We start from the raw sequence: 17,897 nt of genomic DNA, 5'->3' as shown, positions 1-17,897 counted from the left end.
GGGATGTCTCCGAACACATGTCAACTATGTCTCAAGGCCATACAACAAGGGCGGGGATGAGGGAGAGTGGGGTGTCGACGCTTAGTTCACGCTTTAACTAAACCCTATTGGTTCGGCAGGATGCCCGCGCGCTTGTCGGCGTCGTAGGACGCCTGCGCATCCGCATAGGGTTCCTGGCGCGCGACGCTCCAGTAGCGCAGTTCATCGACCGGGATGATGGCGCCGGTCATGGCGCAGATGACATGCGATCCGGGCAGCACGATCTGGAAGTCGCCGTCGAGATAGCGGATCTTGGCTTCCCGGTTGCCATTGCCCTCAAATCTGTTCATCGTCCTGCGACCCCGCATGATTTTTCGCCCGCCGTTCAGAAACGCTATCGAGGCATCCACGATGGACACGATCGGGAAGAAGCGCTCCAGCGTCATCTATTTTGACCATGCTCTCTAGCGCGGCAAGCGACGGATTTCCAGCGCAATTGACGGCCCGTTTGCTCAACTGCGCCCAAACAGCCGCTCGATATCGGAAAGCTTGATCTCGATATAGGTCGGCCGGCCGTGGTTGCACTGGCCGGAACCGGGCGTTGCTTCCATCTGCCGCAACAGCGCATTCATCTCTTCCGGCCGCAGCCGCCGCCCGGAGCGCACGGAGCCGTGGCAGGCCATGGTGGCGGCGAGATAATCGAGCCGGCTGGCAAGGCCGTTGGCCGTGTCCCATTCGGCCAGCTCGTCGGCCAGCTGCCGCACCAATCCGGCGGCATCCATCTCGCCGAGCATGGAAGGCGTCTCGCGAATGGCAACGGCGCCGGGACCAAAACGCTCGATGCCGAGCCCAAGCCGTGAAAATTCGGCGGAATGACCGATCAACCGGTCGCAATCGTCTTCCGGCAGATCGACGATCTCGGGAATGAGCAGGGCCTGCGCCGGGATCGGCCGCGAATTTAGCCCTCTGCGCAATTCCTCAAAGACCAGCCGTTCATGGGCTGCGTGCTGATCGACGATGACAAGGCCGTCTTCCGTCTGGGCGACGATATAGTTTTCGTGCAGCTGCGCACGCGCCGCGCCAAGCGGATGCGCCTTGTCGGGCTGCCGGGCTGCAGCCGGGTCCATCTCGGCCATCGGCGCGCGGGCGGATGGCGTCGTTATCCCGTCAAAGGCCGCCTGCGGACGTTCTGCAAAGCCATTTGACCCGGAACCGTTTGACCCCGAACCATTTGACGCAGAACCATTTGAGGTTGAGCCGAAATCCATCGGCCGGTAGGGGGAGGCGTCGGCCGTCCAGTTCGCGTTCGGCCGGTGCTGATCGGCCCTGTACTGTTGAGTCCGGTGCTGCCAGGATTGCTCATTCTGCGGCTGCCCGGTCCGGAATGCCCGCATCAGGCCGCTGGCGCCGGTCGTCGAGGCCCTATCGCCATCCTGCGCCAGGGCCTGGCGGATCGCGCCGATGATCAGCCCGCGCACCAGGCCGGGATCGCGGAAGCGCACGTCGGATTTCGCCGGATGCACGTTGACATCGACCACGTCCGGATCGACCGTCAGCGACAGCACCGCCACCGGATAACGCCCTTGCGGGATCGTTTCGGCATAGGCAGCGCGCAGGGCAGACCAGATCAGCTTGTCCTGGACGGGGCGGCCATTGACGAAGGCATATTGCTGCAGCGAATTGCCGCGGTTGAAGGTCGGTACGCCGGCAAAGCCGCTCAGCCGCGCGCCCTCGCGCTCCGCATCGATCTCGATTGCGTTGTCGCGGAAATCGCGCCCCAGCACCTGGGCGATGCGGGCCAGCCGGTCGTCGCCGGTGGAGGCAAATTCCAGCGTCGTGCGGTCGGAGCCCGACAGCACGAAACGCACGCCCGGAAAGGCGATCGCCATGCGCCGCACCACGTCCGAGATCGCCGACGCCTCGGCCCGTTCGGTCTTCATGAAGTTGAGCCGGGCGGGTGTCGCAAAGAACAGGTCGCGCACCTCGACCACGGTACCCTGGTTGACGGCGGCGGGTCTGACCGGCTGCAGCTTGCCGCCGAAAACGCCGATCTCGGCCCCGTGGCTGGCACCGCCCGGCCGGCTGGTGATCGTCAGCCGCGCGACCGAGCCGATGGAGGGCAGGGCCTCGCCGCGAAATCCGAGCGTGCGGATATCAAGAAGATTGTCCGAGAGCTTGGAGGTGCAATGGCGCCGCACGGCAAGCTCCAGATCATCAGGCCCCATGCCGCAGCCATTGTCGGTCACCCGCAACAGCGTCTTGCCGCCGCCGGCGGTGGCAATTTCGATGCGGGTTGCGCCGGCATCGAGCGCGTTTTCGATCAGTTCCTTGGCGGCGCTCGCGGGTCTTTCGATGACCTCGCCGGCGGCGATCTGGTTGATGAGGGTTTCGGAGAGCTGCTTGATGGCCATGATCTATTGTCCGGGATTCGGCGGGATATGGAAAGTGTTCCAAGGGGTCTATCCCCGGCTGTGTCGCGATGTGGGGACCAGACAAATTCGGCCGGGTTTAATCTGGCCTTAATACAAAGCTGCGACGTTCGGCGACGACCTGAATGAGCACAGGTTTTGTCATTTGGAGCCTGTGGCGCAGCTGTCCGCCCGGGAACGGCCCCCCAGATACGGCCTGACCGGCGCGTTGTCAGCATGTCCCGCAAAAAGAAGCCGCCAAGGTTATTAAGAGGGCTGTGCAATGAATGATGTAGCGTCTTTCGGCGCGAACATCCAGAAAACCGTGCTTGAGGCGACGTCTGACGCGCTCGGCTTGGCCATTCTTGTCTGCGACAAGAATGATGAGATTGTGTTTGCGAGCCGCCCCATTCTGCAATTCTATCCGATTCCAGTGCATTTTCTGGAGGCCGGCACCCGGCTGAAGGATTTTCTCGGCGCGATCTTCGATTCCGGTGTGCGCAGCGGCACGGCGCCCGAGACCAGCCGCCGCCATGCCAATCGCGACGAGTGGATTTCCGAGCATCTGTCCCATCACTGGCGCGAGCGGTTCGACATTGTCGAGCGCATCGGCCGCCATCGCTGGATCAATGTGCGCAAGCGCCGCCTGTCGAGCGGCCTCGGCATTGTCGCGATCAACGATGTCTCCGAGCAGAAAAAACGCGAAGAGCAGATGCAGCTCGACATGGAGCGCGTCGAGCTGACCGAGGGCATCCTCGACTGCCTGCCCAATCCGATCTGCGTCAAGGATCGCAATCTGAGCTACATCGCCGTCAACAAGGCATTCTGCACCATTCATGGCATGACACCCGATGCCATCCTCGGGCGTTCCGTCTGGGATCTGCTTGAGCCGGATCTCGCCGAAAAATTCGAACGCTCCGACCGCAAGACGCTGGACAGCGGCGATGTCCATTGCCAGCCGGAGCAGATCGTTCAGGCCGATGGCGAGGATCTGTGGGTCGTCACCCGCAAGTTCCGCGTCGGCGATCCCGGCAAACATCTCCTGGTCACCTGCATGAACGACGTGACCGATCTGGTCGTCGGCTATAACGGCCTGGATGACGCCGCCTCCGGCTGCTCGCCGCTGGAGGTGCGAGACTACAGCGCGTTCGTGCCGGCGCAGAACTGCTACGACCCGTTCCGGTCGATCGACATGCAGCATCTGGTCGAAGCCGGCGCGATCATTGATCCCGACATGAAGGGCAAGCAGAAAATCCTTTTGATGACGGCAGCGGCAGCGCTTGAAATCAACCTGGTGCCACAGTTGCGCCGCTGGGGTTTTGATGCCTGCGCGGTCAGAAACGGCGTCGAGCTTGCAGCCTTCAAGGATGCGTGCACGGCGCGCGGCGTCACCCTTGACGCCCTCCTGATCGACGGCACGATGACGGATGCGCTGGCAACGGTCGCAGGCTGGACGATCTCTCCGTCCCTGGTGATCGCCAGGGACTGGAAAGCGGTCGAACTGCGCACCGAAATTCTCACGCTCTGCGAAAACGGCGTCGGCGCCTTGCCTTCGGTGGAGGAGGATGGCCCCGCCGATTGGGAGATCATCGTGCCGGACGCGACCCTCACCGGCCGCCCGATGCCGGAGGTCGAAGTGGTGGTCGCCGAAGACAACGAAATCAACCAGTTCGTCTTTGCCCAGATTCTCGAAGGCATCGGCATATCCTACCGCATCGCCGCCAATGGCGAGGAGGCCGTCAAGCTCTGGCAGCAATACCGGCCAAACCTGGTGCTGATGGATGTCTCGATGCCGGTGATGAACGGTTTTGACGCCACGCGTGCCATCCGGGCGCTCGAAAAGAACGCGTCTTTCCAGACACCGATCATTGCCGTGACCGCCCAGGCGCTCGATATCGATATCGAACACAGCAAGCAGGCCGGCATGGACGATTACATCACCAAGCCGATCAGCCCGGACATGATCGAAGCCATCTACCGCAAGTTCGTCAACATCAAAGCCGAACGCATGGCTGGCTGACCGTTTGATCAAAACAAGCACTTAACGGAGAAAAACGCGAATAAAAGCACAGGCTTGAACCATATGGATGTCAACTCCCTAGAATTAGGGTGAGAGAGGGAGACAGAGCAGAAGGCACGCTTTCGAAATCTTAACCCTCCATGCCCATCGTCTGTTCCTGACACTGCTTGAATCCAATCCTGGGAATGCGTTTATGAAGTCTGCTGAAACACCGTCTCAGCACATCAGCCGGAATGACCTGCATGCAATGGCCTACACCGATCCGCTGACCGGGCTGGGCAATTCCTACAAGCTGCGTGACAAGGTGCGCGAAATCGCCGCCGAGCGCGCCAGCGATCCTGCGCCATTCACCATCGGCCTTGCCAATCTCGACGGGTTCAAGCCGATCAACGATCTCTTCGGCCCCAGTGCCGGCGACGAGATCCTGTGCCAGGTGGCAAGCCGGCTGCTGGCCTGCGTGCCGGACGGCGCAACGGTCATTCGCGCCGGTGGCGACGAGTTCGGCTTCGTTCTGCCGCTGGTCTTTGAGCGCAAGGCGGCCGAAAAGATCGGGCACATGCTGAAAGAGGTGCTGTCGGCGCCTTTCGATCTCGGCGAGCGCAATGTCCGCCTCTCGGCCTCCTTCGGCTTTGCCGTCTATCCCTTCGCCGGCGAGGAATTCGAGGATCTGTTGAAAAGCGCCGATACGGCGCTCTACCGTTCCAAGCGCCGCGGCCGCGGCCAGATCACCGTCTATTCCCAGGAAATCGCCCAGGAGATGAAGCGGGCGACGCATCTCGAACAGGCGCTGCGCAACGCCATCATCGCCGACGAGGTCGATGTCCATTTCCAGCCGATCGTCAATTTGAAGACGGAAATGGTCGTGGGCTTTGAAGCGCTGGCCCGCTGGTGCGATCCGGACCTCGGCTATGTCTCTCCCGCCGTCTTCGTGCCGCTTGCCGAAGAACGCGGCTTCATCGATTCTCTGTCCGAGACGCTTTTGCGCAAGGCGGCCGAAACGGCGCTGCTCTGGCCGAAGGAATTGTTCTTGTCGTTCAACCTGTCGTCAGCCCAGCTGATGGACCCGATGACGGCCACCAACGTCCTGTCGATCATCCAGCGTGCCGGGCTCGATCCGCGCCGGCTGGAACTCGAAATTACAGAAACCGCCGTGATGACCGATGCGGATGTGGCCCAGCGGATCGTCACCGAACTGCGCGCCGCTGGTGTCCGCATTTCGCTCGATGATTTTGGCACCGGGCAATCCAGCCTTGGCCGCCTGCGCGATTTCTCCTTCGACAAGGTCAAGGTCGATCGCGCCTTCGTGTCGCGCATCTCCGCCGACCGCGCATCCGAGCATATCGTCAAGGCGATCATCGCCATGTGCGACGGCCTCAATCTCGAAGTCGTTGCCGAAGGCATCGAGGATTTCTCCGAGGCGCTGAAGCTGAAAGGCCTCGGCTGCGGCATGGGGCAGGGCTATTTCTACGGCAAGCCCGCCGATTCCGTCACGACGCTGCGCTATCTCGCCGAAAAATATCACGATAACGGACCGGCATTATCCGTCGCTGTCTGATCCTTCCTATCAGCCTTCCCGCTCCCGGCGGCCTTCTTCCAGAAGCCAGTCGCGCACCCGGCCTGCCTGCTGGTTGAGCTCGCGCGAGCGCGGCCAGACGACGTAGAAGGCGAGATCGGTCTTCAGCACGTGATTGCCGACGGGAACGAGCGCGCCCGAGCGGACCTGCCGTTCGATGAGGTGGTTCCAGCCGAGTGCGATGCCTTCGCCGGCCAGCACGGCCTGAATGACCAGCACATAATCGTTCAAAGTCAGCCGCCGCGCCTTGGCGGGATAGGGCACACCGGCGCTCGAAAACCACTCCTGCCAGCTATAGGCCTGCCTGACCGGTTCCTCCAGATGGATCAGCGGATGTTTCAGCAGGTCCGCCGGCCGCTGCGGCATGCCGTTTGCCTCGACGAAGGCGGGCGACGCGACCGCACAGATCACTTCCGGCGCCAGAAGCGCGGTATGGTAACGCGGCCAGTTGACCGGATCGCCGCCGCCGCGAATGGCAAGCGGAATCGGCTCTTCCTCCAGATCCAGATCGCGCACGCTGGTCTGGATGCGCAGGTCGATCTCCGGCAGGTCCTCGCGCAGTTTGGTCAGCCGCGGCAGCATCCACATGGAGGCAAAGGCGGTCGAGGCGGCGAGCGTCACATTGGTCTCGCGGCGCTTGGCGCGAATGTCCTCGGCCGATTTCTGGATGCGCGACAGGCCAAGCGACACGTCCGCATGGAATTTTTCGCCCGCCTCGGTCAATTGCACGGCGCGGTGGACCCGGTGAAACAAGGGCACGCCAAGCTGCTCTTCCAGCCCGCGAATGGCATAGGAGACGGCGGCCTGCGTCATCGCCAGCTCATTGGCCGCACGGGTGAAATTCTGATGCCGCCCAGCTGCCTCAAAGACGATCAGGCTGGAGGCGGAGGGAAGCAGGCGGCGCAGGGTTTCCATAAGGTGAGCTTATATCATGTCTCCAATTTTTCCAGCGTTACATTGACCTTTTTCACGATTAGCCTCGAAATGATAAAAGGGAGGCCTATCATGGAAACGCTTGTGGATACCGACGTCGAACCGGCAAGACGCGCACGCCCGGCCCGCTCCGCGCGGCGCGACAATTCCGCCAGGATCGTGGGCATTCCCTATATCGCCCGCAACATCCCGACCTATGACATTCTCAGCGAAGAAAACCTTCAAAAGATTGAGCGCGTCGCCGACCGCATCCTGTCCGAAGTCGGTATCGAGTTTCGCGACGACCCGGTCTCGCTGGAGCATTGGAAGCGGGCAGGGGCAAAGGTGGACGGTGTGCTCGTCCGCTTCGAGCCGGGCATGCTGAACGAGATCGTCTCGAGCGCACCCGCCCAGTTTACCCAGCATGCCCGCAATCCCGCCCATAATGTCGAGATCGGCGGCAAGAACGTCGTCTTTGCCCCGGCCTACGGTTCACCCTTCGTCATGGACCTCGACAAGGGCCGCCGCTACGGCACGCTGGAGGATTTCCGCAACTTCATCAAGCTGGCCCAGTCGAGCCCGTGGCTGCATCATTCCGGCGGTACGATCTGCGAGCCGGTCGATATTCCCGTCAACAAGCGCCATCTCGACATGGTCTACAGCCACATCAAATATTCCGACCGCGCCTTCATGGGCTCGATCACGCAGGAGGACCGGGCGGAAGATTCCATCGATATGGCGCGGATCGTCTTCGGGCGCGATTTCGTCGATCGCAACTGTGTCATCCTCGGCAATGTCAACGTCAACTCGCCGCTCGTCTGGGACGGCACGATGACGAAATCGCTGCGTGCCTATGCCCGCGCCAACCAGGCGGCGGTGATCGTGCCCTTCATTCTGGGCGGCGCCATGGGGCCTGTCACCAATGCCGGGGCCATCGCCCAGTCCTATGCCGAGACGCTGGCGGGCTGTGCGCTGACGCAGCTGGAACGCAAGGGCGCGCCGGTGATTTTCGGCAATTTTCTTTCCTCGATGTCGCTGCGCTCGGGCTCGCCGACCTTCGGCACGCCGGAACCGGCCATCGGCTCCATGGTCATCGGCCAGCTCGCCCGGCGGCTGAAACTGCCCTTGCGCTGCGCCGGCAATTTCTCCAATTCGAAACTGCCGGACGGGCAGGCGATGCAGGAAGGCGTCATGTCGATGCTGTCGGCCGTGCATTGCGGCGCCAATTTCATCCTGCATTCGGCAGGTTTCCTCGATGGGCTGCTTGCCATGTCCTACGAGAAGTTCGTGATGGACACCGATTTCTGCGGCGCGCTGCATTCCTATCTCGCCGGCGTCGTGGTGGATGACAATACGCTCGCCATGGACGCCTTCCTGCAGGTCGGCCCCGGCAGCCATTTTCTCGGCTGCGACCACACGATGCGCAACTACCAGACGGCCTTCTGGGATTCCGCCCTGTCGGATAACGAGCCCTTCGAGAAGTGGAGCGAGGAGGGCGGCTCGACCGACATGGCCACGCGCGCCAACCGGCGCTGGAAAAAGACGCTGGCCGAATACGAAGCGCCGCCCCTGGACGTGGCAATCGATGACGCTCTGGCAGAGTATATGACACGACGCAAGAACAGCATGGCGGATGCGTGGTATTGAGGGGGTACCCCTCACCAAGCGCGCCCATGCACTCAGCTTCGCTTCGTGCGGGCTTGCTATCCTCTCCCGCAAGGGGAGAGGTAGAGCGGAGGCGCCCACCGCGGGTCTTCCTCTCCCCTTGCGGGAGAGGATACGCAGGCCGGGCGAGTTTACGAGCCCTTGGCCGGAGTTGGTGAGGGGTGTTGCAATGATTGAATTTGAAACCCGAGCCTTATCATGACCCTTTCAAAAGACCCGCTTCTCCAACCCTATCAACTCAAACACCTGACGCTGAAAAACCGGATCATGTCGACATCGCATGAACCGGCCTATTCCGAAGATGGCATGCCGAAGGACCGCTACCGGCTCTACCATCTCGAAAAGGCCAAGGGCGGCATCGCGCTGACGATGACGGCGGGGTCGGCGATCGTGTCGCAGGATTCGCCGCCTGCCTTTGGCAATCTCTATGCCTATTCCGACGAGATCGTGCCCTGGCTGAAGAAGATCGCCGACGACTGTCATGAGCACGGCGCCGCCGTGATGATCCAGCTTACCCATCTGGGCCGCCGCACCGGCTGGAACAAGGGCGACTGGCTGCCGGTGCTGTCGCCGTCGCCGGTGCGCGAGGCCGCCCATCGCGCCTTTCCAAAAGAGATCGAGGACTGGGATATCGAGCGCATCGTCGCAGATTATGCCAGTGCCGCACAGCGCATGCAGGCGGCTGGGCTCGATGGCATCGAGTTCGAGGCCTATGGCCATCTGATGGACGGCTTCTGGTCGTCGGCGACCAACCACCGCGACGATGAATATGGCGGTTCGCTCGACAATCGCATGCGCTTTTCCGATATGGTGCTCGATGCCGTGCGCAAGGCCGTCGGCCCGGATTTCATCGTCGGTATCCGCATGGTGGCCGATGAGCAGTGGGATATCGGTCTCTCCAGGGAAGAAGGCGTGGGGATCGCCAAGCGGCTGGCCGGGTCCGGCAAGGTCGATTTCCTGAACATCATTCGCGGCCATATCGATCACGACGCGCATCTGACCAATGTCATCCCGATCCAGGGCATGGCGGCATCGCCGCATCTGGACTTTGCCGGCGATGTCCGTGCGGCCACGAAGTTTCCGGTTTTCCACGCCGCCCGCATCGCCGATGTCGCCACCGCGCGCCATGCGATCGCCGAGGGCAAGCTCGACATGGTCGGCATGACGCGTGCTCATATTGCCGATCCGCATATCGTCCGGAAGATCATCGAGGGCCGCGAAAACCAGATCCGCCCTTGCGTCGGCGCCACCTACTGTCTCGACCGTATCTATGAGGGCGGCGGGGCGCTGTGTATTCACAATGCGGCGACAGGCCGGGAAGCAACCATCCCGCATGTGATTTCCAGGACCACCGGCGCGATCCGCAAGGCGGTCGTCGTCGGCGCCGGACCTGCGGGCCTGGAGGCAGCCCGGGTGCTGGCCGAACGCGGCCATACGGTCGAGGTGCTGGAGGCGACCGGCGAGGCCGGTGGGCAAATCCTGTTGGCCGCGCGCAATCCGCGCCGCAAGGAAATGATCGGCATCGTCGACTGGCGGCTGTCCGAGCTGGAGCGCCTCGGTGTTCCCATCCATTACAACGTCTTTGCCGAGGCCGCCGATATTCTCGAACGAAACCCCGATCTGGTCGTCATCGCCACGGGCGGCATCGCCCAGAATCCGCTGCTGGATGCGGGCGACGGCCTGGTCGTGTCGAGCTGGGACATCATTGCCGGCGCCATCAAGCCGGAAGGTCCGGTCCTGCTCTATGACGACAATGGCGCCCATACTGGCATGACGGCGGCGGAAATGATCGCCGCCACCGGTGCCGAACTGGAGATTGTCTCGCCGGAACGCATGTTTGCCCCGGAAATCGGCGGCATGAACCATGTCCCCTATGCCAAGGCCTTCGCGGAAAAGAATGTTCGCGTGACCATCAACACCAAGCTGAAATCGGTTCGTCGCGAGGGCAATCAACTGGTGGCGGTTCTGGGCTCCGACTATTCGGACAAGGCCTCGGTGGAGCGCCGCGTGGCCCAGGTGGTCGTCGAGCACGGCACCTTGCCGATGGCGGAGCTCTATCTCGAGCTGAAACCGCTGTCGCGCAATCTGGGTGCGGTGGATTACAAAGCCCTGATCACCCAGCAAAACCCCATCCAGACGCGCAATCCCAACGGAAAATTCGACCTGTTCCGGATCGGCGACGCCGTGGCCAGCCGCAATATCCATGCTGGTATTTATGACGCGCTGCGCTATGGGGTGTTGTTTTGACAAAAACTGCGAGCATGGAAAAAGGCGCCACCTCGCGGTAGCGCCCTAATCTCATCATCTAAACCATTGCTGGTCAGCCAGCGATTACTGGGCCGGCTTGACTTCTGTTGCCGGGGTTGCCGGGTCGGTTGCCGATGTGGTCGTCGAATCGACCGGAGCATTGGCGTTCTGTTCGGCCACCTGCTGCGACTTGGTCTTGAATTCCGGCGCTGCCTTCAGCGTATCGGAAGTTTCAGCCGTGGTCAGCTTCAGGTCGTCGGAGTTTGGCACTTCCGCAACGGTGATGGTGTCGAGCGGAACCGCGACATTCTTTTCGCCGATACCGAGGAAGCCGCCGACGCCGATCACGGCTGCTTCGACCGAGCCATCCTTGGTGAAGATCACATCATTGATCTCGCCGATGCTCTCGTCCGAAGCGTTGTAGACGGACTGGCCGATATAGGTGCTGGCAGCGATCTGGTCAGCGCCCTGTTCGGTCAGGTAGCCAGAGCCCGAAGCGGGGGCGGTTGTGGCTGCCTGGTCCGCCGGCTTCATGGCGTCAGCCGGCTGCTCGCCGGTCATCGGCGTTTCCATCGCTGGCGGCTGCGCCGCTGGCTGGGTTGCCTCCTGAGCAAAGCTCATCGGGGCAAATACGGTAACGCCTGCAAAGAGTGCACCTGCGGCGACGGAAGCTACGAGTTTATGGGTCATTGTAAACCTGCCTTTTCGTTCTTTTTGTCGATCAAAGCGCGGGGTTCAAATCCTTGCCGCCGCACCGGTGATGCAGACAGAACGTGGCAGGCCTGGAGTGGTTCCGAAAAAAGATTTGCAATTTGGAAGGGAACTTTTTCCAAAGTTTTTTATCGCGATGAAGGGCAAAGACGAGAAAACCGGGCTTTACGCCCGGTCCTCATCTTTCTTCTGGCAGCGTCCGAAGCCGTGCCAGGTTGTACTCTCCCGTTCCGTCAGAGCGTGTAAGCCGGTTCAAAACGCCCGTTGACGGTAACGCCAAGTTCGAATGTCTGGCCGGCGTTCGCGTCAGCCTTTCGGGCTGCGTCATCCATGTCCTGCCAGGCAGACGTTACCAGCAGCCGGTCAGCCTTGGCGCCGATGAAGGCGGGGCAGCTCGACTGGGTGGCGGGGACCGCGTGGCGGGCGATGTGGGTGCCGTTAGGCGTGTAGACGTCCACGGCCCCTTGGCCCCAGCGCGCGTTCCAGATGCGGCCCTCGGCATCGCAGACCGAACCATCGACATCGCCGGGATTGCCGCTCTGGTCGCTGAACACGGTTGCCTCGCCGGCCGGCAGGCCGGTCGCCGGGTCGAGATCGACGCGCATGATGTGGTTGATGGCGGAATCGACGAAATAGCCGGTCGTGCCATCCGGCGAAAAGCAGATGCCGTTGGGAATGCTGATGCCACCATAGATGCGCGTCACCGTACCCTTGCCCACATGATAGATGGCGCCCGCTTCCTTCTCGGCCTTGCGGCCCATGGTGCTGACCCACAGGCTGCCGGACGGATGCACGCGGCCGTCGTTGGAGCGGTTGCCGGGATTGCTTTCCAGCGCCGCATAGGCCGTCAGCTCGCCGCTTTCAGTGTCGCGGATGAACAGGCCGCGATCGGACGCGATCAACTGGCGCTTAGGATCGATGACGGCGAGCACGCTGCCCATGAAGGGCAAGGCATGCAGGGTCTTGCGGCCGGTTTCCAGATGCAGCTCGTGCAGCTCGCGGCCCTTGATGTTGAACCACCAGGCGGTGCCGGTCGCCGGATCGAAGGTCGGGCCTTCGCCGAGTTCCAGCGGCAGGTCGCTCAGCACTTTGCCGGAAAAGGGAATGGTCTCGCTCATGCTCCGGCTCCATAGACTGCATCATAGGCTTTGATAGTGACCCGCGCCCGCTCCGCGACATCGGCAGCGCTCATGCCGGCCTTGTACAGGCTGGAGCCCAAACCGAAGCTCTTGATGCCGATCTTGGCATAATCGCCGAAATTGGTGTCGGAGACGCCGCCGACGGCTGCGATTTCGAGGTCCGTCGGCAGGATGGTCCGGATGGCGGCGATGCCGGCCGGGCCAAGCACGCTGGCGGGGAAGAACTTGAGGCCGGTGGCACCCGCATGGGCGGCGGCCAGTGCTTCGGTCGGGGTGAGAACGCCCGGCATGGTCACCATGCCGCGCGCGGCCGCCAGCGAGATCACCGCAGGCTCCACATTCGGGCTCACCATCAGCTTGCCGCCGACGCTGTCGAGTGTTTCGACCTGCTGCGTGGTCAGGACCGTGCCTGCGCCAATCAGGCAGCCGGCCGGCGCCATCTTCACGGCAATCTCGATCGAGCGGAACGGATCCGGCGAATTGAGCGGGATTTCGATGGCGGTAAAGCCCGCTTCGATCAGCGCGCCGACGACGCCCTGCGTCTCCTCGGGCTTCAGCCCGCGCAGGATGGCGATCAGCGGATATTTCATCGGTGGAAAAGGGATGCGGCTCATGATGGTTCTTTCTTCAAATGGGGCTTCAGGCAGGCCAGATGGCGTTGGCCGCAGCGGCAAGGCCGTGGCGGACGGCTTCATCGGCATCGATGGCCGTTGGGGTGAGGTCGAGCGCCGACAGGGCCGATTGGTAGAGACCGGCAAGCGCCCCGGACGCCACAAGGCAAACGCTGCTTCCGGGCTTGGCCGTGGCCAGCGCACCGGCAATTTCAAGGCCGATCAATGTTCCCGAAAGCCGCGCCTTGGCGGCCTCGGGCGGCAGTCCGTGCAGCAGCTGGCCGCTGCGCACCGTAAAGACGAGATTGGTGGCAAGCGCCGGGTTTTTCGCAGCCTTGGCCACGGCCTTGAGGAATACGGGATCGCCGCTATCGAAAGGCGTGGCATCGGCAACGGCATGACTGAGGATCGAATGCTTGCAAATAACGTCGAACAGTTCGCCGGTCATGAAAGTGGAAAAGCCATCGACGATGCCGCCGGTGACGCGCACCCATTTGCTGTGCGTGCCCGGCATGCACACGAGATGACTGCCGCCGCCGAGCTGCGATATCGCGCCCAGCAACTGGGTTTCCTCGCCGCGGATCACGTCGGGCGCTTCCTCGCTGCGCTGCGCAAGGCCGGGCAGGATGCGGATATCGCGGTTGGCGTCGGGCACGGTCACGGCGGCCTTGACGATGGCGCTAAGCGGTGCCGGCGTATCGAGATAGCCTGCCTCGACCCAGCCCTGACGGGCGCCCGCCATGCCGCAGACGATCACCGGCAGATGCGCAGGCGCCGAAACGGCGGAAAGGTGGGATTCGAGAATGGCGGAAAAACCGGACTTTGCGGCGGTCGTCATGCCTTCGCCGCTGCGGCGCTCGGCAAGAACCGCGCCGCTTTCGCTGACGATCCACAGACGGAAGCTCGAGGTCCCCCAGTCTACCGCCGCATAGGATGCTGCCGTCATTAAAATACTCCTCCGTCGATGATCATGGCCTGTGCCGTCATCCGCGCCGAACAATTGGAGGCGAGATAGAGACAGGGGCCAACCATGTCGTCTGCGACGAGCATGTGTTTCAGGCATTGTTTTTCGATCATGCCGGCAATCGCGGCATCGCTGATCCACAGCTTCTTCTGCCGCTCGGTAACGACCATGCCCGGCAGAACCGCGTTGACGCGGATATTGTCCGGTCCGAGCTTGCCGGCAAGCGATTTGGTCAGCCCGATGATGCCGGCCTTGGCCGTCGCGTAAGCCGGGATTTCTCCCATATTGAGCATGAAGGCAATCGAGGAGAAATTGATGATCGAGCCGCCACCGGCCCGCCGCATATGCGGGGCCGCCGCCTGGCAGGTGAAGAACACATGCCGCAGATTGACGGCCTGGCTTTCGTCCCAGCTCGCTTCGGTCACCTCTTCCAGCGGCTGCCGGTCGTCGCGCGCGGCATTGTTGATGAGGATACTGAGAGAACCGACCCTGCCTGCAGCCTGGTCGACGGCGGACTTAATCGCCGCAATGTCGCGCAGATCGGCCTGAATGAAAACCGGGGCATGCTCGACATGGGGAGCGAGCCGTTCAACCAGCGCCCGGCTCTCGGCTTTGGCAATGTCAATGAAAGCAACGCGTGCGCCCTGGAGCGCAAAGCCTTCGACGAGGGCAGCGCCAATCCCCGATCCGCCGCCGGTAACGAGGACGCCACGCCCTTTGAGGTCGTGAAATTGCGCGGCTGGCAAGGCCATGATGGTGTCGTCTCCCGGATGCAAGCGACCGGCGCCGGCTTGCTTTTCTTTTTTTGTTGTTCCATTATGCGGAACTGACTCTTGCTATTTGGAATTATCGCGCTGCTGCTACCGGCTTGTCAAGATCGGAGCCTATGCGCCGGGCAAATCCGCATGCGGCCAATGGACATTAAGATGGAACGGGATCAACCGGATATGTCTTTGCCTGAGCCTGCGCACAATAGCGGCACAGGCACGCTGGGCAAGGTTCTTTCCGTGCTCGAAACGGTCGTGACATCCGACCGGCCGCTGCGTTTCAGCGATATCCTCGCTCTGACGGGCCAGCCGCGCGGTACGTTGCATAGGCAGCTTTCCCATCTGGTCGAGGAGGGCCTGCTGACTCAAGGGCGCGATCTCTGCTACGAGCCCGGTCTGCGCCTGCTGAAATTTGCCTATCGCTCCTGGTCGAAAAACCAGTTCCGCGCCGTGGCCGCCCCGCATTTGCGCCGGCTGCACGAAGAAACCGGCGAGACGGTTCATCTGGGCGTCCTGCGCGGCACCGAAATCATCTATGTCGACAAGGTCGAAAGCCGCCAGACGGTGCGGATGGAATCGCAGATCGGCAATGCCTCTCCGGTCTATTGTACCGGCCTTGGCAAAGCGGCGCTGTCGGTCTTGCCGCAGGCCAAGCTCGCCGATACGCTCGCCAAGCTGACATTCCACCGTTTCACCGGCAATACACATCTTTCCGTGGCGTCTTTAACGCGTGATCTGGACGAGGCTCGCTTGCGGGGATATGCCTTTGATCGTGAGGAACATGAAACGGACATCCGCTGTGTTGCTGCTCCCATCCATGATGCCGGGTTCGATCTTGTCGCCGGGATCTCGGTGACGGGGCCGGCCTATCGGGTGACGATGGAGCAGCTGGAAAGCTGGGCAGGGACGGTGCGGCAGGTGGCGATGGCGATCAGTGAAGACGCCGAAATCCGTCTCGGGCCTGGCCGTTAGACTTTGGTGATGCCTGGACAGTTAATTAGGTTTATCGACTGGACGTGGGAAAAACGGAGCTGTAGTTTTAATATATCAGATTCTGTGCCTGCCGACGTTCAAGCCCCGCCGCAAAGACGGGAATGCAGGACGTGAATCGGCAGGAAAGCCTGGGGAGGCGGCAGAACGGGTCTCGTGATGCCGGGTTTCATCGGCGGCGAGCCTGGAAGAGGTACGAAATGGTGGACTTCAGCGGACATCTATCACCCATGACGGTTGCCGCGGACCCGCGGGAAATCGGGGAGATGACGCGGGAAGCCGATATCCGCCAGGCCTTGGAAAAAGTCTCGCGCATCTATGGCTTCCACGGTTTCTTGGTGATGGTCGTGCCGGGCAAATCCTGCTGCAGCCTGTCCGATACGGTCGTCATGACGAACTGGCCGGCGGATTTCCTGAGCAATTACGATGCCGCCAACCTGATGGCGGGCAGCCCGGTGATTGCGCGTCTGCGCAAGAGCACCATTCCCTTCACCTATGACACGACCCTTGATTCCGACCGGCGTTCGGATGGCAAGGGGCGCGAGGTGCTCACCCTGTTCGAACGGGTCAACCTGCGGCGCGGCGTCTATATTCCCGTTCATGATGTACACGGCACCTGCGGTGCGGTCGCTTTCGCCGGCAATCGCGCCGTGGTGAACGCAGCGGAACTAAAGGAACTGACCTACAAGGCCGGCCACCTGTTTGGCCGGCTGAGCGAGATCAAGGGCCTTCGCGCGCCCATGCCCGCCGTGCTGTCGCGGCGCGAGGTCGAATGCCTGCATTGGGCGGCTGCCGGCAAGACGACGACGGAAATGGCGAAAATTCTCGATTTGTCGGAATATACCGTCAATCACTATCTGAGCCGTGCCACGCGCAAGCTTGATTCTGTCAATCGCGTCCAGACCGTGGCAAAAGCGATACGGGCCGGGTTGATCAATTGAGAAATGTTTATGAATGCAAGCAGGAAACCGGCATGATGTGTAGAGTGAAATATCGGGCAAGCCTCAGAGCGCTTGACCGGCAACGCACTCGGATGTGCGGTGGAGTTTGTGAATGCGCGATACATTGATGGCAGAACCGGTCGAAGCAGAACAGTCGCGTGGCGGAGATTTCGCTGCGGATATCGCAGCGCTGGAAACCCAGTTCGATGCCATCCGTTACATGAAGAAGATTACCCAGGCCTTCGGCTTCCAGGCGTTCCTTGTCTGCGTCGTGCCGGCCTTCGATGCGGAAAAGCTGTCCAGCGCGGCGATCCTGTCCAATATGCCGGCCGATCTGGTCAATACCTATGACAGTATCTCGATGCTGAAGCATTCGACCGGCATTCGCCGTCTGCGGGAAACCACGACACCGTTCCAGCTGACGCTGGAGGACTGGGAAAAGGAAAGCAGCCGCCTGCCACAGACCAATGGCTATATTACCCAGTTGCGTGAGCACGGGATTCTGCAGGCCAATTATTTCCCGGTTCACGATGCCGATGGCAGCCGGGCAACCGTCATCTGGATGGGCAAGCGCGCCGACCTGCCAATGTCCGCGCTGATGGAACTGCAGATGATCGCCATCCATGTCTATAATCGCCTGACGGAAATCGGCTCGTTCTGGAAGGGCGCCCCGGTTGCCCTGTCGGAGCGCGAGATCCAATGTCTGAACTGGACGGCCGCCGGCAAGACCAGCTCGGAGATCGCCGGTATCCTTGGTCTGTCCGAGCATACGGTCAACCACTATCTCAACCATGTCAGCAAGAAGCTCGATGCGGTCAACCGCACCCAGGCCGTCGTCAAGGCGATGAAGAAGGGCTATATCAGCTAGATCGCTTCCGTTTGAGATGAAGCGCTCCAGGTTCGGGGCCGCCCAAGAAGGCGTTTCGATTCTTGCCGGTATTTTAGATGAACATTAAGTTTTGTGGCGCAC

At 61.7% G+C, this 17,897-nt stretch carries 15 protein-coding genes; 7 read left to right on the top strand and 8 right to left on the bottom strand.

Annotated features, from left to right (window positions below):
- Positions 1-104: 104 nt before the first annotated feature.
- Together ASD32_RS03595 and mutL are read right to left on the bottom strand one after the other, a co-directional pair.
- Positions 105-329: a DUF2093 domain-containing protein gene (locus ASD32_RS03595; RefSeq protein ID WP_060636542.1), complete on the bottom strand. Its 225-nt coding sequence runs from the start codon at positions 327-329 to the stop codon at positions 105-107.
- A gap of 162 nt (positions 330-491) precedes the next feature.
- Entirely contained in the window at positions 492-2,390 is a 1,899-nt protein-coding gene (gene mutL / locus ASD32_RS03590) for a DNA mismatch repair endonuclease MutL (protein ID WP_060636520.1), read from the bottom strand.
- A 280-nt stretch (positions 2,391-2,670) separates the two neighbouring features.
- Between mutL and ASD32_RS03585 the strand changes: the two genes are divergently transcribed.
- Both ASD32_RS03585 and ASD32_RS03580 read left to right on the top strand, forming a co-directional pair.
- On the top strand, positions 2,671-4,407 hold the full coding sequence (locus ASD32_RS03585) for a response regulator (protein ID WP_060636519.1): 1,737 nt from the start codon (positions 2,671-2,673) through the stop codon (positions 4,405-4,407).
- 193 nt (positions 4,408-4,600) lie between these two features.
- The gene (locus ASD32_RS03580) at positions 4,601-5,962 is read left to right on the top strand and encodes an EAL domain-containing protein (RefSeq protein ID WP_060636518.1); all 1,362 of its coding nucleotides are present in this window, start codon (positions 4,601-4,603) and stop codon (positions 5,960-5,962) included.
- 9 nt (positions 5,963-5,971) lie between these two features.
- Here ASD32_RS03580 and ASD32_RS03575 read toward each other — a convergent pair whose 3' ends face one another.
- Positions 5,972-6,895 (bottom strand): LysR substrate-binding domain-containing protein, encoded by a 924-nt coding sequence (locus ASD32_RS03575; RefSeq protein WP_060636517.1) that lies wholly within the window; start codon positions 6,893-6,895, stop codon positions 5,972-5,974.
- A gap of 90 nt (positions 6,896-6,985) precedes the next feature.
- Between ASD32_RS03575 and ASD32_RS03570 the strand changes: the two genes are divergently transcribed.
- Both ASD32_RS03570 and ASD32_RS03565 read left to right on the top strand, forming a co-directional pair.
- On the top strand, positions 6,986-8,539 hold the full coding sequence (locus ASD32_RS03570) for a trimethylamine methyltransferase family protein (protein ID WP_060636516.1): 1,554 nt from the start codon (positions 6,986-6,988) through the stop codon (positions 8,537-8,539).
- Positions 8,540-8,755: 216 nt separating this feature from the next.
- Positions 8,756-10,804: an NADH:flavin oxidoreductase gene (locus ASD32_RS03565; protein WP_060636515.1), complete on the top strand. Its 2,049-nt coding sequence runs from the start codon at positions 8,756-8,758 to the stop codon at positions 10,802-10,804.
- A gap of 84 nt (positions 10,805-10,888) precedes the next feature.
- On the opposite strand, the gene ASD32_RS03560 is transcribed toward ASD32_RS03565, so the two are convergent.
- From ASD32_RS03560 to ASD32_RS03540, 5 genes are all read right to left on the bottom strand, one after another.
- On the bottom strand, positions 10,889-11,494 hold the full coding sequence (locus tag ASD32_RS03560; protein ID WP_060636514.1) for a PRC-barrel domain-containing protein: 606 nt from the start codon (positions 11,492-11,494) through the stop codon (positions 10,889-10,891).
- 254 nt (positions 11,495-11,748) lie between these two features.
- On the bottom strand, positions 11,749-12,633 hold the full coding sequence (locus ASD32_RS03555; RefSeq protein ID WP_060636513.1) for an SMP-30/gluconolactonase/LRE family protein: 885 nt from the start codon (positions 12,631-12,633) through the stop codon (positions 11,749-11,751).
- Entirely contained in the window at positions 12,630-13,268 is a 639-nt protein-coding gene (locus ASD32_RS03550) for a 2-dehydro-3-deoxy-6-phosphogalactonate aldolase (protein ID WP_060636512.1), read from the bottom strand. The genes ASD32_RS03555 and ASD32_RS03550 overlap by 4 nt, the downstream gene beginning before the upstream one ends.
- A gap of 25 nt (positions 13,269-13,293) precedes the next feature.
- On the bottom strand, positions 13,294-14,211 hold the full coding sequence (locus tag ASD32_RS03545; protein ID WP_060636511.1) for a 2-dehydro-3-deoxygalactonokinase: 918 nt from the start codon (positions 14,209-14,211) through the stop codon (positions 13,294-13,296).
- Complete coding sequence (locus tag ASD32_RS03540) at positions 14,211-14,981, bottom strand: SDR family oxidoreductase (protein ID WP_060636510.1); 771 nt, start codon at positions 14,979-14,981, stop codon at positions 14,211-14,213. Before ASD32_RS03540 ends, ASD32_RS03545 begins: the two co-directional genes overlap by 1 nt.
- A 174-nt stretch (positions 14,982-15,155) precedes the next feature.
- On the opposite strand from ASD32_RS03540, the gene ASD32_RS03535 reads away from it, so the two are divergent.
- From ASD32_RS03535 to ASD32_RS03525, 3 genes are all read left to right on the top strand, one after another.
- Positions 15,156-15,968, top strand: coding sequence for an IclR family transcriptional regulator (locus tag ASD32_RS03535; RefSeq protein WP_156383044.1), 813 nt, complete (start codon positions 15,156-15,158; stop codon positions 15,966-15,968).
- A 248-nt stretch (positions 15,969-16,216) separates the two neighbouring features.
- Positions 16,217-16,927, top strand: coding sequence for a LuxR family transcriptional regulator (locus tag ASD32_RS03530; RefSeq protein ID WP_244490091.1), 711 nt, complete (start codon positions 16,217-16,219; stop codon positions 16,925-16,927).
- A 112-nt stretch (positions 16,928-17,039) separates the two neighbouring features.
- Positions 17,040-17,795, top strand: a complete 756-nt coding sequence (locus tag ASD32_RS03525) for a LuxR family transcriptional regulator (RefSeq protein ID WP_060636508.1) — start codon at positions 17,040-17,042, stop codon at positions 17,793-17,795.
- The last annotated feature ends 102 nt before the right edge of the window (positions 17,796-17,897 follow it).

The organism is Rhizobium sp. Root483D2 (assembly GCF_001426685.1).
GTDB classification, from domain to species: domain Bacteria; phylum Pseudomonadota; class Alphaproteobacteria; order Rhizobiales; family Rhizobiaceae; genus Pararhizobium; species Pararhizobium qamdonense.
The sequence above is the reverse complement of the archived record's forward strand: the minus strand, read 5'-3'. Positions and strand labels throughout refer to the sequence as shown.

Coding starts and splice junctions, on each gene's coding strand:
- mutL (WP_060636520.1), bottom strand. CDS start 2,390: ATGGCCATCAAGCAGCTCTCCGAAACCCTCATCAACCAGATCGCCGCC.
- ASD32_RS03530 (WP_244490091.1), top strand. CDS start 16,217: ATGACGGTTGCCGCGGACCCGCGGGAAATCGGGGAGATGACGCGGGAA.
- ASD32_RS03595 (WP_060636542.1), bottom strand. CDS start 329: ATGAACAGATTTGAGGGCAATGGCAACCGGGAAGCCAAGATCCGCTAT.
- ASD32_RS03525 (WP_060636508.1), top strand. CDS start 17,040: ATGCGCGATACATTGATGGCAGAACCGGTCGAAGCAGAACAGTCGCGT.
- ASD32_RS03565 (WP_060636515.1), top strand. CDS start 8,756: ATGACCCTTTCAAAAGACCCGCTTCTCCAACCCTATCAACTCAAACAC.
- ASD32_RS03545 (WP_060636511.1), bottom strand. CDS start 14,211: ATGACGGCAGCATCCTATGCGGCGGTAGACTGGGGGACCTCGAGCTTC.
- ASD32_RS03540 (WP_060636510.1), bottom strand. CDS start 14,981: ATGGCCTTGCCAGCCGCGCAATTTCACGACCTCAAAGGGCGTGGCGTC.
- ASD32_RS03550 (WP_060636512.1), bottom strand. CDS start 13,268: ATGAGCCGCATCCCTTTTCCACCGATGAAATATCCGCTGATCGCCATC.
- ASD32_RS03560 (WP_060636514.1), bottom strand. CDS start 11,494: ATGACCCATAAACTCGTAGCTTCCGTCGCCGCAGGTGCACTCTTTGCA.
- ASD32_RS03585 (WP_060636519.1), top strand. CDS start 2,671: ATGAATGATGTAGCGTCTTTCGGCGCGAACATCCAGAAAACCGTGCTT.
- ASD32_RS03575 (WP_060636517.1), bottom strand. CDS start 6,895: ATGGAAACCCTGCGCCGCCTGCTTCCCTCCGCCTCCAGCCTGATCGTC.
- ASD32_RS03555 (WP_060636513.1), bottom strand. CDS start 12,633: ATGAGCGAGACCATTCCCTTTTCCGGCAAAGTGCTGAGCGACCTGCCG.
- ASD32_RS03535 (WP_156383044.1), top strand. CDS start 15,156: ATGGAACGGGATCAACCGGATATGTCTTTGCCTGAGCCTGCGCACAAT.
- ASD32_RS03570 (WP_060636516.1), top strand. CDS start 6,986: ATGGAAACGCTTGTGGATACCGACGTCGAACCGGCAAGACGCGCACGC.
- ASD32_RS03580 (WP_060636518.1), top strand. CDS start 4,601: ATGAAGTCTGCTGAAACACCGTCTCAGCACATCAGCCGGAATGACCTG.